This is a genomic window from Pedobacter sp. AK017 (assembly GCF_014200825.1).
In the GTDB taxonomy this organism is placed as follows: domain Bacteria; phylum Bacteroidota; class Bacteroidia; order Sphingobacteriales; family Sphingobacteriaceae; genus Pedobacter; species Pedobacter heparinus.
In genome coordinates this window covers 318,064-334,102 of the sequence record NZ_JACHCW010000005.1, presented here as the reverse complement: position 1 = coordinate 334,102, position 16,039 = coordinate 318,064, and the positions used below count along the sequence as shown (strand labels likewise).

Sequence of the window (16,039 nt, the reverse complement as noted above, 5' to 3'; positions counted from 1 at the left end):
GTTTTTTCCAAAGCGCCTGTTGTTATCCAGATGTCCTGAACAGCAATATCCTGGTCAATATAATAAATACACTAGTCCTCATCAATGAACCTCTTGGTAATTGGCTGATATGAATCTATCCTTCTGTCTCTTAAAAAAGGCCAGTGCTTACGGAAAAAATCAGACTCCGTCAGGTCCAGCTCCACTACTTCAGTTTCTTCCTGATCGTGTGAACCTAAATAAAGTATTTTGCCCTGGGCATTTGCGGCAAAGCTCCCCCCCCAGAATTTCATGGCGCCATTTTGTTCAAAACCCACCCGGTTTACACTAACAACAGGTACTCCGTTTGCAACTGCATGTGAGCGCTGAATGGTTTGCCAGGCATTGTACTGGTCTTTATTGGTTTCCTCATCCTGATCTGTAGCCCATCCGATAGCAGTTGGATAAAACATGATCTCTGCACCCATCAACGCAGTAATACGCGATGCCTCAGGATACCACTGGTCCCAGCAGATCAGGATCCCTATTTTAGCAAATTTTGTCTGAAAAACCTTATAGCCCAGATCTCCGGGTGTAAAGTAGAATTTCTCATAAAAGGCGGGATCGTCAGGGATGTGCATTTTACGATATTTACCCAGGTAAGCCCCGTCGGCATCCAGCACAGCTGTGGTATTGTGGTATAACCCTGCCGTACGTTTTTCAAATAACGACGCTATGATCACTACCCCCAATTCCTTTGCTACAACCTGTAAGCTATCTGTTGAAGGGCCTGGAATTGCTTCTGCTAAATCAAAGTTTGCATAATCTTCAACATCACAAAAGTACAATGAAGTAAAAAGTTCCTGCAAGCACACAATCTGTGCGCCTTTTGCTGCAGCTTCCCTGATTTTTACAATCGCTTTATCTAAATTTTCCTGTTTATTACCGGTACAGCTCATCTGTACCATTCCAACCTTTACTTTAGCCATGCTTTATCAACAAATAATTTGATGCAAAGTTAGCCAAAAAAATCAAAAATGAGGCCCTGTTATCAAGAATGCAAGCTGTAGCGTATCAGGAAGCAATACCTTCCCGGTATTCCTGTTGCAATTCGAACAAGCATTTTGCACACAAACAGCCATCATAAAGCTCACTGATGTATTGTACCTCATTCAGGTTCAGCTGAACCACGCTGCACTGGCATTTGGTATAAGAGTTTGCCTTGCATTCTATAGGAGTATTGCAACGTTCGCAAGGTATGATCTCGTGTTTTGCCATCGGTACAAAGATACAGGAAGTATCTGATATACTTTTTCATGGACAGGTAATAAAAAAGGAGTAAGAATGAATCCTTACTCCTTCGCGATATATTCAATATGAACGATTAACCTGAACAGCTGATACAGCCTTCTTCCATTGAACAAACCGGACCTTCAACGATCTCTTCGGCACTTTGTTCAATATGTTCCGGAATTACCGGTTCCATGTTCTTGCCTGCCTGGTTCTCTACAGTAAACTTAACTGCTTGCGAAGCCGCCTGCGTACGCAGGTAATACATGCCTGTTTTCAGCCCTTTCTTCCAAGCGTAAAAATGCATTGAAGTTAGTTTTGATGTATTTGGAGCATTGATAAACAAGTTTAGCGATTGCGACTGGCAGATATATGCACCCCTGTCGGCCGCCATATCAATAATGCTGCGCATTTTGATCTCCCAAACTGTTTTGTATAACTCTTTAATGTAGTCAGGAATCTCGGCAATGTCCTGAATAGAGCCGTTGGCTAAAATGATCCTGTCTTTCATGGCCGGGGTCCATAAGCCTAAAGCTACCAGGTCTTTCAGCAGGTGCTTGTTTACCACAATAAACTCTCCGCTCAATACCCTTCTGGTATAAATGTTAGAAGTATATGGTTCAAAGCACTCGTTGTTACCTAAAATCTGCGAAGTAGAAGCTGTAGGCATTGGTGCAACCAGTAAAGAGTTGTATACCCCGTCTTTTACTACCTTTTCACGTAAAGTTTCCCAATCCCATCTGCCGCTGTCAGGCTGTACCTTCCAAAGGTCAAACTGGAACTTACCCTGCGATAAAGGAGAACCTTTAAAGGTTTCATAAGGGCCATTTTTAACGGCAAGATCATGAGAAGCAGTCATGGCAGCAAAATAGATCGTTTCAAAGATCTCTTTATTTAAGATGCGGGCCCCTTCACTTTCAAAAGGCAAACGCATTAAGATAAATGCATCGGCCAATCCCTGCACACCTAAACCAACTGGTCTGTGGCGCATGTTGGAGTTTCTGGCTTCTTCTACCGGATAATAATTGTAATCGATGATCTTGTTCAGGTTTACAGTAGCCTGATACGTTACATCGTATAATTTCTGATGGTCAAACTCACCGTTGATCACGAATCTTGGCAAGGCCAGTGAAGCCAGGTTGCAAACCGCAACTTCATCTTTAGAGGTGTATTCTATAATTTCGGTACAAAGGTTGGAGCTTTTAATGGTGCCCAGGTTTTGCTGGTTAGATTTACTATTAGCAGCATCTTTATACAACAAATATGGTGTACCGGTTTCAATTTGTGAATCCAGGATGGCGAACCATAACTCCTGTGCCTTAATGGTTTTACGGGCACGTCCTTCCTGTTCATAACGTTCGTACAAGGCATCAAACTCTTCTCCAAAACAATCGGCCAGGCCTGGTGCTTCATGCGGACAGAACAAGCTCCAGTCGCCATTCTCTTCTACACGTCTCATAAACAAATCGCATACCCAAAGGGCATAGAACAGGTCGCGCGCACGCAGTTCTTCTTTACCATGGTTTTTACGCAGGTCTAAAAAGCTGAGTACATCAGCATGCCAAGGCTCTAAATAAATGGCAAAGGCGCCTTTACGCTTACCACCACCCTGATCTACATAACGTGCAGTATCATTAAATACTTTCAGCATGGGTACAATACCATTGCTGGTTCCGTTGGTGCCACCAATATAAGAACCTGTAGCTCTGATGTTGTGGATGCTCAGGCCAATACCACCGGCACTCTGAGAAATTTTAGCTGTTTGTTTTAACGTATCATAAATACCTTCAATGCTATCGTCCTGCATGGTTAGCAAAAAGCAGGATGACATTTGAGGTTTAGGTGTAGCTGCATTAAACAAGGTTGGGGTAGCGTGGGTAAACCAACGCTCACTCATTAGGTTATACGTTTCGATGGCACTATCAATATCTCCTTTATGAATACCAACAGCAACACGCATAAATAAATGCTGAGGGCGCTCAACGATCTGTCCGTCAACTTTCAGTAAATAGGATTTTTCTAAAGTTTTGAAGCCAAAGTAATCAAAACCAAAATCCCGGTCATAGATAATGGTGCTATCTAAAATATCCGCATTTTTCTCAATCACCTCCCATACATCATCTGCAATTAAAGATGCCGGTTTTTCTGTCTTGGAATCTACGTAATTATATAACATCTCCATTGTTTTGGAGAAAGACTTTGTGGTATTTTTATGCAGGTTAGATACCGCTATGCGGGAGGCCAGCAAAGCATAATCAGGGTGCTTTGTAGTTAAAGAAGCTGCTGTTTCTGCGGCAAGATTATCCAGTTCCGAGGTAGTAACCCCATCATACAAACCCTCGATCACCTTCTTGGCAACATCGATCGGATCTACAAGTTCGGCATTAAAACCATAACATAACTTCTCTATACGAGCTGTTATTTTGTCAAATCTTACCGCTTCCTTGCGGCCATCTCTTTTTATTACAAACATATTTTCAGGTATTTATGGTGCATATTGGATTTCAGAGCGAAAAAAACCAGCATCGGCACCGAATTAATTATTATCTATTTTCTTATTGTCTAACCCCAATAAGTACTAAAAGTCATCATCTAAAGAAAAAGCTGCTGCTTTATCTTCTGTTGAAGTCAACACTCCGCTTTTCTGGTAATCACCAACCCTTTTTTCAAAGAAGTTAGTTTTGCCCTGTAAAGAGATCATTTCCATAAAATCAAACGGGTTGGTGGCATTATATATTTTGCTATAGCCCAATTCCTGCAACCATCTATCGGCCACAAACTCAATGTACTGCGACATTAACTTTGCATTCATACCAATCAGTGCAACCGGCAATGCATCGGTAACAAATTCTTTTTCTATCTCAACCGCATCACGGATAATACCATGTACCTGCTCCTGGCTTAATTTATTTTTCAGCATGCCATATAATAAACAGGCAAATTCGCAGTGCGAACCTTCGTCTCTCGAGATCAGTTCATTACTGAAAGTTAATCCCGGCATTAAACCACGTTTCTTTAACCAGAAGATAGAACAAAAACTACCGCTAAAGAAAATTCCTTCTACCGCAGCAAAAGCTACCAAACGTTCTGCAAAAGAGCCATTATCAATCCAGCGCAGGGCCCACTCTGCTTTTCTCTTTACACATGGAACGGTTTCAATGGCATGGAACAGCCTGTCCTTTTCATCAGGATCTTTAATATATGTGTCAATAAGCAAGGCATAAGTTTCAGAATGGATATTTTCCATCATGATCTGGAAGCCATAAAAGCAACGTGCTTCCGGCAATTGCACCTCACTCATAAAGTTTACGGCAAGGTTCTCATTTACGATACCGTCACTGGCCGAAAAGAATGCCAGAATATGGGAAATAAAATGTCTTTCCCCATCATTCAGGTTATCCCAGTGTTTCTGATCATCTGAAAGATCAATTTCTTCGGCAGTCCAGAAACTGGCCTCACTCTTCTTATACATTTCCCAGATTTCAGGATATTTAATCGGCAAAAGAACAAACCTGTCTTTGTTTTCTTTTAATAATACTTCTTCTTCTTGCATAAGCATCTATTTAATAGGGTAAATGTATATTTTGATTCTTAAAGCCCTCCATAAATCCAGTAGCCAGACTATCCGTACCCAGTTTATAAAGTTTAAAAAGACACGAAATTCTCCGGCAACCTTAAACAACTAAATATTAAAACTTTAACTAAAAATCTATGTGTGATTTATTAAAGAACTTTATGTAAACAAATATAAAGTACCGACCCCTGATAAGAGAACAATAGTTGTTAACAAGCGGGCATTTTTATCAACACTAAAAGGAGAAATTGACACAGTAATTACGCCTGAAATTTGGTATTTATTTCTTTTAAGAAATGAGGATCCTTAAAAGAATGTGTTAATAAATTCAAGAAACTGACTAATACAACATTAAAGTTAAATAGCTTAGTCTTCGTCGGGCAAATAACTGATTTCAACTTTTGCCACCCCTTTTCCGTAAATACCAAGTTCTTTTGCCGCAGCTTCAGAAAGATCTATTTTGAATTTCCGAGAATGCGGGCCCCGATCATTTACTTCAACGTCTACCGATTCGCCGTTTTCAGGATTGGTAACCGTTACTATAGTCCCAAAAGGCAAAGTCATGTGTGCAGCCGTCATTTTGCTTCTGCGGTACCTTGCTCCGCTTGTTGTTTTGCGGCCCTCAAATTTCCTTGCGTAATAGGTTGCGTAAACTGTTTTTGAGATTAATTTAGAAGAGCGATTGGATGTGGTGGCTGCTGAGATGTCAGATACCGGCACTGCGCCTGATCCGTCTGAAAAATCCTGGGTAAAACCCATAAAAGAAATTAGCATACCACATAACAATAAACAATACTTCATATTTACTATAGTTGGTGAACGGACAAACATAAGTAAACTAAATCCTTAAAAACAAAAAATGCCCGATAAGTTATCACCGGGCATACAACGATATTCCTTAAAAGGAATATTATTTCTTATCAGGCACAAAATTCATAGAGATGGAGTTTACACAGTTGCGGGTGTTCTTAGCGGTAAAGCCTTCTCCTAAAAAAACATGACCCAAATGTGCCTTACAATTTGCACATACAATTTCAGTTCGCATTCCATCAGCATCAGGAATTCTTTCTACAGCACCTTTAATCTCATCGTCAAAACTGGGCCATCCGCAATGCGATTCAAATTTAGATTCCGAACGGTACAGCGGCGCATTACAGCGCTTACAAACATAAGTCCCTTTCTCCTTATTGTTCAACAACTTCCCTGTGCCCGGGTATTCTGTACCCTTACGTACAATCACATCTTCTTCTTCCTTAGTTAATTTATTCCATTCCATAGTATTGGTTGCTTTTTTTATATCCTCTTTTTTAGGCTGCTGGCCACAGGCGGCCAGGTTTAACAACACCAACAGCCCTGCAAGCACAAATGTTTTATCAATCCAGGTTTTCATCCTCGTAGTTTTTATACAATATACGCTCAAAATATGGCTTTGGTTTGTCGAAGCTCAAAAATCAGCATCATTACATTGTAATAAAGCAGTAAAACATATTACATTTGGTTTTTAATTTTTCACAATGTCTATACCCAAAGTTGTTTATCAAACCTTCAAAAATACCAAACTACCCTTTATTAACAGGCTTGCCATTAAATGGTTAAAGTTAAGAAATAAAGACTACAGCTATGAGTTTTATGACGATACACGGATCAGGACATTTATTTTAACAGCGTACGGACAGGATGTACTTGACGTATACGACAAACTCAATATTGGCGCAGCCAAGGCCGATTTTTTCAGGTATGCCATTCTTTATAAAAAAGGTGGAGTTTACCTGGACATTGACGCGTATGTGCTGGGCAAACTGGACAATATCATTAAACCCGGTGATGTTGCCGTTATTTCAAGAGAAAAGTTCCCCAATATCTTTGTACAATGGGCACTGATTTACGAACCTGGACACCCCTTTTTAAAAAGGACACTCGATATTGTGATCCAGAACATCCAGCAGAATGCTTATCCCAATAGTGTACACTGGATGACAGGTCCCACAGCTTATTCTAAAGCTATACTGGAATGCATAACAGAGGATCCGGAAATAAAATACCGCATTTTTGGACAGGATTATCAGAAAGCCATTAAGCCCCGCCTCCCTTTTAGTAAACTACTTTATAAGGGATCACAACATTGGAAAAAAATGGAACAGGTCACTATGGTACTAAAAGCAAAAAGCTCCGATGAATAAATCACCAGAGCCTTTACATTATACAAGAAGATCTTTATTATTTCTTTAAAAGGGCCGCCATAGCTGCACCTATTTCTGCAGGACTTTCTACAACATGGATACCACATTCGGCCATAATTTTCATTTTAGCTGCAGCAGTATCCTCAGCACCGCCAACAATAGCACCAGCATGACCCATTCTACGCCCTGCAGGGGCAGTTTGTCCGGCAATAAAGCCAACTACAGGTTTTGTACCGTTTGCTTTGATCCAGCGAGCAGCCTCAGCTTCCATGCCACCACCAATTTCGCCGATCATGATGATCCCTTCCGTTTCCGGATCGTTCATCAATAGCTCAACTGCTTCTTTGGTAGTTGTACCAATAATCGGATCGCCACCAATACCAATTGCAGTGGTAATACCCAACCCGGCTTTTACTACCTGATCTACTGCTTCATAAGTTAAAGTACCTGATTTAGACACTACACCTACTGTACCTTTTTTAAAGATAAAACCTGGCATGATACCAATTTTAGCTTCATCAGCAGTAATTACACCAGGACAGTTAGGACCAATTAAACGGCAGTCCCTGTCAGAAATATATTCTTTAACCTGAATCATATCCTTTGTAGGAATACCTTCAGTAATACAAACAATAACTTTAATTCCCGCTTCTGCAGCTTCCATAATGGCATCTGCAGCAAAAGCTGGGGGAACAAATATGATAGATACATTTGCGCCGGCTTTATCAACCGCATCCTTTACCGTATTAAATACCGGCTTATCTAAATGAGTTTGTCCGCCTTTGCCCGGTGTTACTCCACCAACAACATTCGTACCGTACTCAATCATTTGCGAAGCATGATAAGTACCCTCATTTCCAGTAAAACCCTGAACAATAACTTTTGAATCTTTATTTACTAAAACACTCATGTATCTCTATTTTTTTGTGCAAAGCTAAGGTAATTGAAATGCAATGTCAAATGCAATCCCAATTTTATTACATTTATTGGGCAATTGCTTTTTCAGTCTGTTTTTATGCACACATTTAGCCACATTAATTCCTAAACTTAACTAAATACTCATTTCTTTGTAAACACAATTACAGCCATACATGAAGCCATTAAAAATCTATTTTAAAATACTGAAAGTGGGAAACGGAAAATTCCTGAAAACCAAAGATGAGGTGAACAACCTGATTGTAGATGTGATTAACCGCAACCCCAGCAAACCAGCAAACCGGCTCCGTGAAATCGCACTCGAAGAATTCCACAGCAATAACGCACAACCAGTACTACAAACCAGCAGCCGCTTCTTTATCAGCAAAGTAACAGACATAGAAGTAATTGTGACTTTTTTACCGGAAGAAAAAGCCGTCCAGGAGCAGTTCTATACCCAATGGCGCTATGTCCAGATTTCAGCACCTTACCGTCTGGTACAATACCTTGATGAAAACAAAGTGGTGGTGTATAGTGAAAAGACAAGAGTGCTGCACACCATTAAACTTGAAAAAGACATCACTGTAGTGGTGGTGGAAGATTAAAACTGGATGTCGCTAAACCACTTTTTGTATATGGTATGATAGGTGCCGTTTTCTTTCAGCAACCTTAAGACTTCATTGAACTGAGCTTTAAGCTGTACATCACCTTTTTTCATCGCTATTGCATAAGATGAATCCGTTTTGGGCAGGAACATGCCGATCTTTAACTTTTTATTCTTCTGGAGAAAGCCTCCGGCAATTGGCGAATCATCAACCAGCAGATCAATTTTACCTGAAGCCAGCTTTCGGTACAATTCTTTATTGGTTACAGCATAAACAATATTATTGGCTGGAAACTGCTCTCTCACATATTTTTCAGCTTCAGTAGCCTCCCTTACACCAATGGTCTTGTTTTTAAAGTGATGTAAACTGTTCAAAGTATCCTCCTGCCCCACTACAGCACATAACCTGAAGTGCAGATAGGGATTGCTGAATTCAAGGATATGCTGACGCGAAGCCGTAACGGTTACAGCAGAGCAGATGATATCCAATTCGCCCTTAAATAGTTTTTCGAGTATGGTAGACCACAGTGAAACTTCGTACTCAATGGCCAGTCCGAGATGTTTGGTAATGGCCCCGAGCAGATCAACCTCAAATCCTTGAAAATTTTCTGCATTATAATCGGAATGCATTGGAAATGGTGCTGCCGAATCCAATCCGACCTTTAGTACTTTTTTGTTGACCATACAATAAGGGTTAGCATCGCAAAGTTATCCTTTTTTCCTTATAAAAACAGCGATCGATCAAAGACGGAAGCAAAAAAACTATATGATTTCAAAAAATCAAAGCACAAATAAAAATATCAGTCAAAATTTACTTAAAAAACGCTCACAAAACACCAATACATTAACAAAACCAGAAAAATACCTGCAAAAAATATAAATCACAGCCCTAAGGTTTCATTTTTAAGCCAGAAATATCCGAAACTACCTCTTCTTCTTTATCTTGTTTCCCTTTTTTATTTTTTTTCTTTTTACGGTCAACACCACTCAGCCTTTCTTCCAAAACCTTTTCAAATTCAGGCAACTGATCGCCTTTAAGAATAGTACGGATATTATCGTTTGTTTCGTTCTGAAGTTTATAAAATTTAGTTACATCATCTTCTTTCGAAGTTCCGGCCTGCTGCCTTTTGATCAGATCGAGTTGCTGTTTCGACATGTCATAAACATAAGTATAGATTACGCTTTTCTGAGTCGGACTTAGTTTCAACCTCTTTTCCAGCTCATCGACATTTTTTGCTGTCATTTCCTGAGCTGTAGGCATTTTATTTTGCTGGCCCATTGCAAGCGTATTCATGCCCAATAGCACTAACGCAATTAAAATATATTTCTTCATGATGATATGCACTCTACCCCCGCAATTTAAAAAATTATCCCCTTATCACGAAAGAAATATCTGTTTCAAAATAATTATCTTTATTGGTTGGGATTAAAATGCATCTTAGATTCCAAACTGAATTATATTTGCGCTCTTTTAATGAGCACAATTTAGGAGAGATAAAACATCATGTTAAGAGAAGAGCGACAAAACTACATATTAAATCAGATCAGCATTTACAGCAAGGTTCATACATCCGACCTTTGTGCAGCGCTTGATGTTTCGTTAGACACAGTGAGACGGGACCTTAGCGATCTGGAAAATGAAGGTAAACTGGTTAAAGTGCACGGAGGTGCAATCTCAAAATCCTTTCATTATCCTTTTCAGCAACCAGCGGTATATGCAAAAGAAAAAAAGAAAGAAATTGCCAGAAAGGCTTTAGAGCTGATCGAGGACGGGATGACCATTCTTGCCGGAGGGGGAACGGTAATGCTTGAACTGGCAAAAATGATCCCTGAAGATTTAAAAGGTACCTTTTTTACGGTTAGCCCCCTGGTTGCACTGGAAGTTACCCAAAGATCAACAGTTAATGTGATCCTGCTGGCGGGCAAACTTTCCAGAAACTCTTACATCTGCATGGGCTCTACTGTAATCAGGCAGTTATCAGAGATCAGGGCAGACCTCTGCTTTTTGGGTACCAATGGAATTTCTATAGAGGAGGGGGTAACAGATATGGACTGGGAAGTGGTACAGGTGAAGCAACAAATGATCCGTTCGGCCAGAAAGACGGCCATTTTAACCATTGCAGAAAAAATCGGCTCTGTACAAAATTTAACGGTCTGCAACTTAAATGCAGTTGATTACCTTATTACAGAGCTTCCAGCAGCCGATCCAAAACTGGAAAAATACCGGCAGCTCTTCAAAGTCAAATAACAAAAAGGGGTTGCTATACCCCTGTAATTCTTTCTTTGTATACCCTTAAAGCCTCTTCCAGACGGTCCTTTGCAGTTTCATCGCCCGGAACATTGTGCGAAGGATGGATATATAGCTTTACTCCTCTCTCTGCCAGTATCTCGGCAACAGTGGTCACCGTCATCCATACACAGGTAATAAAGGCCATTGTAGAAACAGGCCCTACTTTATCCTGGTGGTTTTTAAGCGATACAGAAGCATCGCCGATGGGTGCACAGGAATCGACTACCAGATCGGCTATATCAAATATGTTTTTTCCGCTTGAATGGCGGGTCTGTTTTCCCTTAGCTTCTGCAGCAGAACCAAAAACGATTACCTTCATCCCCTTTTTCTTCGCTTCCAGGGCCACATCTATGTTCACATTATTTATCCCCGAATGCGAAAACAACCACATCGTATCGCGGGTATCAAAGTTATAGCCCTTCATGATCTCAATGCCATAACCTTCTACCCTTTCTAAAAAAACAAACTGGTGCACCCCCATCTCTCCGGTAATTCTGGTAAAAAAGGTAAGCGGCAATTCGATCATGGGGTGAAAGCCTACAAAACCTCCTATCCTGGGATACATCTCTTCTATGGGTATGGTCGCATGCCCACATCCAAAAGTATGAACCCAACGGCCGGCTTCAATGGAATCGGCCATGATCTCTGCTGCTTTGCGGATATTGTCCATTTGTGTTTCTTCAATTTGGGTCATAATTGCACGTGCATTATTGAGCCATTCTTTTGCTAGCATAATATTTATTTTTAAATTTTAAGATGTTTTACTTTTGTGGCGCCCCAATACCAGCATTCCCAATGTGGTCATCAGCACCAGTTCTGCAAGAGCTACATAAATCAGGTAATGAATTCCATAAGCATTGGCAGCTATGCCCATAAGGTAATTGACAAGCATATTTCCAAATAAAGCCATAACCAGTACCAGGCTAAAAGCCGTTGCCGAAAGGTCGGCATAACGCGTAGCCACAATACCCAGCATTACCGGAAAACCTGCTGCCAGTCCGCCGCCAACAAGCACGAGACCTGTAACAGCCCTAAGGTAAACTGAGGTATTCAATAAGGTAATTCCGGCCAGCAGCAACACAAAGGAAATAGCAAGTATTGCTTTTACACTCAGATTTCTGAGTACGCTGCCCATGAGCAGGCGCATAACCGTCATACCCACCACAAATAAAGAAAGGGCATACAGGGCCATGCTTTGGGAAGCCCCAACTTGTTTAATCAGGTAAGCAGTGGTCCAGTTGTTAACAATGGCTTCAAAACTGCACTGACAAAACAGAAAAAGTGCAACAATGATCAGCACACGGTCCTTTAATAAGGACAGGCTACGCCTGATGGGGAAACCATTGATATGTTTAGGTAGCGGAAAGGTAATAAAGGCAAAAACTGCCGCTGCCAGAAAAGCAAGGAAACCAACACTTGCTACAATGTGCCGGGTAGAAACTGTATTTTCCAGAAAACCCAGGATAAAAGGCATGCCCAGGGCACCAATTCCAAAAAACACACCAATCAGACTAAGGTTAGCACCTTTATCTTTTGTACTGATATCTGCAACTACTGCATTGGTAGCCCCATTAATTGCTCCACCACCTAAACCAAACAGGAAAATACAGACTTTGAGCAATAAAAAGGAAGCGGAAAATGCAATCCCTTCAAAACCTATGCCGATCAGCAAAGCCGAAAAAGCCAGTAAATACTTATAGCCGTACTTATCACAAAAAGGGCCAAACAACAGGGAACCGGTGAGCACACCAAAAGGAAGGATAGAAAACAGGGTGCCTGAAGCAATCTGGTCGAGGTTAAACCTGCTGGTCAGCATGGGGGCAACCGAACCGAGCGTGATAAGTGTAATGCCAAACAACAGCATACCAAAACAGGCGGAGAGAAAGACGGTCTTTTTATTGAACATTGTTTTTGGCGTTAAATTCCCTGAAAGTTTTTAAGGCAGCATAACCTGCACAGTATATACCTGCATCTGCTCCTAATGCCGACCCTTCCAAGACAAACAAACCGGCACTTATAGGCTGGCCCCATCTTTTTGCCTCTTCATAAATAGCGGGTATAAAAGCGCTTGCCGGGCCAAATACCCCGCCGCCTATAATGATCTTTTCCGGATTGAACAGACTGACCAGATTGGCTACTGCCATTCCCCAGTATTCAATACAACGTTTAAAAACCTGGATTGCGATTTCGTCTTCTGCCATAAAAGCGGCAAATACCTTTTGTGTAGTAAGTTCGCCAGGATCCTTCATGCGTAAGCCTCCTTTATACGCTGGCTTTGTATGAAGCAGCTCCCTTGTCAGCCTTACAATACCTTCTCCGGAAGTATAATATTCAAAATGCCCGTGGTTTTTATATTTTTCATGATAAGGAGGTCTTAAAGCCAGCCAGCCTATGGCACCGGCAATGTCATTTGCACCACGCAAAATTTGGCCGCCTGCAATTATTCCTGCGCCTATCCCGGTGCCTACCGACAAATAAATAGCATCCTTGCAGCCTTTTGCAGCCCCCTGCCATACCTCTCCTAAAATATAGCAGCTCCTGTCGCTCTCAATAGTTACAGGAATCTGTCCGCTAACGGTCTCGATTTCCTGTAAAAGCGGATAAGCTTCCCATCCGGAGATGTTCGGTGCCCAAACCGTGCTGTTTTTAACATTACTGATACCTGGAATGGAAACCGCAATAGCTGCAATTTCATCAGCCTGCCGGCCGGCAAGAGCAATCTGGTCAGCAACCAGATCTACAATCAGCTTTCCAACCTGTTTACCTTGTCTCCCACTTAAAAGTACAGTATCCTTACTGGTCACATCGCCATCTGCTGTAAATGTAGCCAGGGCTAATTTTGTTCCTCCAAGATCAATTGCTAATAATCTCATAATGCTGCTGCTTACCTTATAAATATAAATACATTATTTTATAAAGCAGCATAAAACAGCAAATATTTATTTGATAGCCGCACAAAACAGCAAAGAGACAATGCAGAGCAAACATAAGCCTCAAAAACAATAACATTTTATAAATAATATTAACTTAGCTTAAAGTTTGCGTTAAGTATATGTTAAAAAAAGAGCGTCATACCCAAATCATTAAACAGATAAATTTACACAACAAGGTGTTGTCTTCTCATCTTAGCGTGGAGCTTAAAGTATCTGAAGACACGATCCGTCGAGATCTGTCTGAACTGGCAGCTCAGGGACAGGTCATCAAAACCCATGGCGGGGCATTGTCAATTTCCTACCATTTCCCCAAACAGGAAGCCCGGGTCTATGCCAGGGAAGCCAAGCAGGAAATTGCAAAAAAAGCGGTTTCATTACTCAGGAATGGCATCATCGTACTCACAGAAGGAGGCACGACAATGATGGAAATGGTAAAGCTCATTCCCAAGACGCTTGAAGCCACCTTCTTCACCATTAGTCCCTCTATCTCTCTGGAGCTTGCTGAATACCCTTTACTGACTGTAGTGCTGATTGGCGGACAGCTGGACATGTCGGCACAGATCTGCATCGGTGAAAAACCGGTCACTGAGCTCAATGACATCAATGTTGACCTCTGCTTTCTGGGAGCAAATGCGATTGATGCAAATGAAGGTCTAACCGAGGTAGACTGGCGGGTTGCCCAGGTAAAAAAAGCAATGATCAAATCTGCTGCCAAACTGGTAGTGCTGACCATTTCCGAGAAGCTGAATTCCACACATAAAATGCGGGTATGCGACAGCAAAAAAATCCATCACCTGATTACAGAATTAGATCCTGAAGATGAGCAGCTGGAAGGATACCGTAACAACATCATCATGTTATAGTTACTCTTTTTTGATGCTGTAACGAAGCGATACCAGGCCGGTTTCATAAGTTTTGCTTTCCAGCAGTGTTAATTGCGTACGGGTATCCTGCGTACGGAATAAGGGTTTACCGCTACCAAGCAGTATAGGATGCACCGACATCCATAACTCATCTACCAATCCTTCTTTCATTAAGGCATCGGTAAGCGAGGCACCACCAAATAACCATATATCTTTCCCTGGTTGCGCCTTAATCCTTCCTGCTTCGGCAATACTATCCCCAGCTATAAGCTCAGCACCTTCTTTTACCGATTTCAGCGTATTGGAAAATACATACTCTACCATTGCCGGCATACCCGGCACCAACTCCCCATTGTTGCTATCCGCATATTGCTGAGCCATTTCGTAGCTTTTACGGCCAATAAAGATAGCATCTATACGGGTAAAAAACGCTTTCAAACCATAGTCCTGGTCTGTAAAACACCAGTCAAATTCTCCGTTAGGCCCTTCAATATAGCCATCCAATGTTACAGCTAATCCTAATATTATTTTACGCATATCGTTAATGTTTTGAACATCAAAATTGCATAGTTTTAATGATCAAAAATTGTACAAAACGGACATTAGTACAGTATGTACTGCGAATTCGCCACCTCAGCCGGTGTATGGCCAGTGTAAGTTCTATAATCGCGGTTAAAATGTGCCTGGTCGTAATATCCACTTTCGTAAGCAACTTCAGTAAGTGAGTGCTCAGGATATTTTTTCAAATGATCCAATGACCGGATAAACCTGCATACACGCAAATATTCTTTCGGCGATAAGCCTACACAATGCTGAAACTTTCGTGAAAGATGCCGTTGGCTGAGGCCTGTATCATTCGCGAGCATGCTAACAGACATTAGTCCACCCGAAAGCTGTGCCCGGCTCAGGCAATAGGCCACATGCACATCGTGTTTGTCCAGAACTAACTGTTGCAACAAACATTTTTGCACTATCTCTACACGTTCATCATCATTAAGGCTGCCTGCCAGCCTGTCCTCTATTTCTGTAGCCATTTCATGCCATATATCGGATAAGGCCAGGGTAGTATCAGTTAACAGATTCATCGGAACCTGAAAGAAGCTGCATGCCATTCCCGGATAAAAACATATCGCAAGGCAACCAGCTCCCTTACGCATCTGCACGTCTGTATGACGGCTCATGCGAAAGGTAATGATGCTCCGCTTATGCAATTTGTTGTCAATAATTGCTACCGGTGAACTCGTATAATTCACAAAAAGTTCAACACAGGTATCGGGCAACACCCGAATATGCTGTGTATCTGCCTCTTCGTCACATTCCATAGCACATATCAGCTTTATATAGGGCTGCAGAGCGGGAACAATATCATATAATTGTATACGCATAGCTACATCTTTGCAACAAAGCTAAGTATAATGATAAAATGAAAGAA

18 protein-coding genes are annotated in these 16,039 nt (G+C 41.4%); 4 read left to right on the top strand and 14 right to left on the bottom strand.

Annotation, left to right across the window (positions count from 1 at the left end; genetic code table 11):
* Nucleotides 1-71: 71 nt before the first annotated feature.
* From HDC92_RS09610 to HDC92_RS09585, 6 genes are all read right to left on the bottom strand, one after another.
* Entirely contained in the window at nt 72-947 is an 876-nt protein-coding gene (locus HDC92_RS09610; RefSeq protein WP_012780861.1) for a carbon-nitrogen hydrolase, read from the bottom strand.
* Between the two features lie 85 nt (nt 948-1,032).
* The gene (locus HDC92_RS09605; RefSeq protein WP_012780860.1) at nt 1,033-1,236 is read right to left on the bottom strand and encodes a cysteine-rich CWC family protein; all 204 of its coding nucleotides are present in this window, start codon (nt 1,234-1,236) and stop codon (nt 1,033-1,035) included.
* A 106-nt stretch (nt 1,237-1,342) separates the two neighbouring features.
* Nucleotides 1,343-3,721, bottom strand: a complete 2,379-nt coding sequence (locus tag HDC92_RS09600) for a ribonucleoside-diphosphate reductase subunit alpha (protein WP_012780859.1) — start codon at nt 3,719-3,721, stop codon at nt 1,343-1,345.
* A gap of 105 nt (nt 3,722-3,826) precedes the next feature.
* Nucleotides 3,827-4,801: a ribonucleoside-diphosphate reductase small subunit gene (locus HDC92_RS09595; RefSeq protein WP_183874051.1), complete on the bottom strand. Its 975-nt coding sequence runs from the start codon at nt 4,799-4,801 to the stop codon at nt 3,827-3,829.
* 387 nt (nt 4,802-5,188) lie between these two features.
* Nucleotides 5,189-5,596 carry a septal ring lytic transglycosylase RlpA family protein gene (locus HDC92_RS09590; RefSeq protein ID WP_012780857.1) on the bottom strand — a complete coding sequence of 136 codons (408 nt, stop codon included), beginning with the start codon at nt 5,594-5,596 and terminating at the stop codon, nt 5,189-5,191.
* A 136-nt stretch (nt 5,597-5,732) separates the two neighbouring features.
* Nucleotides 5,733-6,212: a methionine-R-sulfoxide reductase gene (locus tag HDC92_RS09585; RefSeq protein WP_012780856.1), complete on the bottom strand. Its 480-nt coding sequence runs from the start codon at nt 6,210-6,212 to the stop codon at nt 5,733-5,735.
* A 124-nt stretch (nt 6,213-6,336) separates the two neighbouring features.
* On the opposite strand from HDC92_RS09585, the gene HDC92_RS09580 reads away from it, so the two are divergent.
* Nucleotides 6,337-7,002 (top strand): glycosyltransferase family 32 protein, encoded by a 666-nt coding sequence (locus HDC92_RS09580; protein ID WP_183874049.1) that lies wholly within the window; start codon nt 6,337-6,339, stop codon nt 7,000-7,002.
* Between the two features lie 37 nt (nt 7,003-7,039).
* Here HDC92_RS09580 and sucD read toward each other — a convergent pair whose 3' ends face one another.
* A complete protein-coding gene (gene sucD, locus HDC92_RS09575) occupies nt 7,040-7,912 on the bottom strand; it encodes a succinate--CoA ligase subunit alpha (protein WP_012780854.1) in 873 nt (290 codons plus the stop codon).
* Between the two features lie 181 nt (nt 7,913-8,093).
* Here sucD and HDC92_RS09570 point away from each other — a divergent pair, with 181 nt between their 5' ends.
* Nucleotides 8,094-8,522 (top strand): hypothetical protein, encoded by a 429-nt coding sequence (locus tag HDC92_RS09570; RefSeq protein WP_183874047.1) that lies wholly within the window; start codon nt 8,094-8,096, stop codon nt 8,520-8,522.
* On the opposite strand, the gene HDC92_RS09565 is transcribed toward HDC92_RS09570, so the two are convergent.
* On the bottom strand, nt 8,519-9,205 hold the full coding sequence (locus HDC92_RS09565) for a substrate-binding periplasmic protein (protein ID WP_183874045.1): 687 nt from the start codon (nt 9,203-9,205) through the stop codon (nt 8,519-8,521). The genes HDC92_RS09570 and HDC92_RS09565 overlap by 4 nt on opposite strands.
* A 205-nt stretch (nt 9,206-9,410) precedes the next feature.
* Complete coding sequence (locus tag HDC92_RS09560) at nt 9,411-9,854, bottom strand: hypothetical protein (protein ID WP_183874043.1); 444 nt, start codon at nt 9,852-9,854, stop codon at nt 9,411-9,413.
* Nucleotides 9,855-10,025: 171 nt separating this feature from the next.
* Here HDC92_RS09560 and HDC92_RS09555 point away from each other — a divergent pair, with 171 nt between their 5' ends.
* A complete protein-coding gene (locus HDC92_RS09555) occupies nt 10,026-10,769 on the top strand; it encodes a DeoR/GlpR family DNA-binding transcription regulator (RefSeq protein WP_012780850.1) in 744 nt (247 codons plus the stop codon).
* 13 nt (nt 10,770-10,782) lie between these two features.
* Here HDC92_RS09555 and HDC92_RS09550 read toward each other — a convergent pair whose 3' ends face one another.
* The 3 genes from HDC92_RS09550 to HDC92_RS09540 are packed head-to-tail and all read right to left on the bottom strand — an operon-like array spanning nt 10,783 to nt 13,684.
* Nucleotides 10,783-11,544, bottom strand: a complete 762-nt coding sequence (locus HDC92_RS09550) for a sugar isomerase domain-containing protein (RefSeq protein ID WP_012780849.1) — start codon at nt 11,542-11,544, stop codon at nt 10,783-10,785.
* A gap of 18 nt (nt 11,545-11,562) precedes the next feature.
* Nucleotides 11,563-12,717, bottom strand: coding sequence for an MFS transporter (locus tag HDC92_RS09545; RefSeq protein ID WP_183874041.1), 1,155 nt, complete (start codon nt 12,715-12,717; stop codon nt 11,563-11,565).
* Complete coding sequence (locus HDC92_RS09540; protein WP_183874039.1) at nt 12,707-13,684, bottom strand: ROK family protein; 978 nt, start codon at nt 13,682-13,684, stop codon at nt 12,707-12,709. The genes HDC92_RS09545 and HDC92_RS09540 overlap by 11 nt, the downstream gene beginning before the upstream one ends.
* Before the next feature lie 179 nt (nt 13,685-13,863).
* On the opposite strand from HDC92_RS09540, the gene HDC92_RS09535 reads away from it, so the two are divergent.
* The gene (locus HDC92_RS09535) at nt 13,864-14,607 is read left to right on the top strand and encodes a DeoR/GlpR family DNA-binding transcription regulator (RefSeq protein ID WP_183874037.1); all 744 of its coding nucleotides are present in this window, start codon (nt 13,864-13,866) and stop codon (nt 14,605-14,607) included.
* On the opposite strand, the gene HDC92_RS09530 is transcribed toward HDC92_RS09535, so the two are convergent.
* Together HDC92_RS09530 and HDC92_RS09525 are read right to left on the bottom strand one after the other, a co-directional pair.
* Entirely contained in the window at nt 14,608-15,144 is a 537-nt protein-coding gene (locus tag HDC92_RS09530) for a dihydrofolate reductase family protein (protein ID WP_183874034.1), read from the bottom strand.
* A gap of 65 nt (nt 15,145-15,209) precedes the next feature.
* Complete coding sequence (locus HDC92_RS09525) at nt 15,210-15,992, bottom strand: AraC family transcriptional regulator (RefSeq protein WP_183874032.1); 783 nt, start codon at nt 15,990-15,992, stop codon at nt 15,210-15,212.
* Between the last annotated feature and the right edge of the window lie 47 nt (nt 15,993-16,039).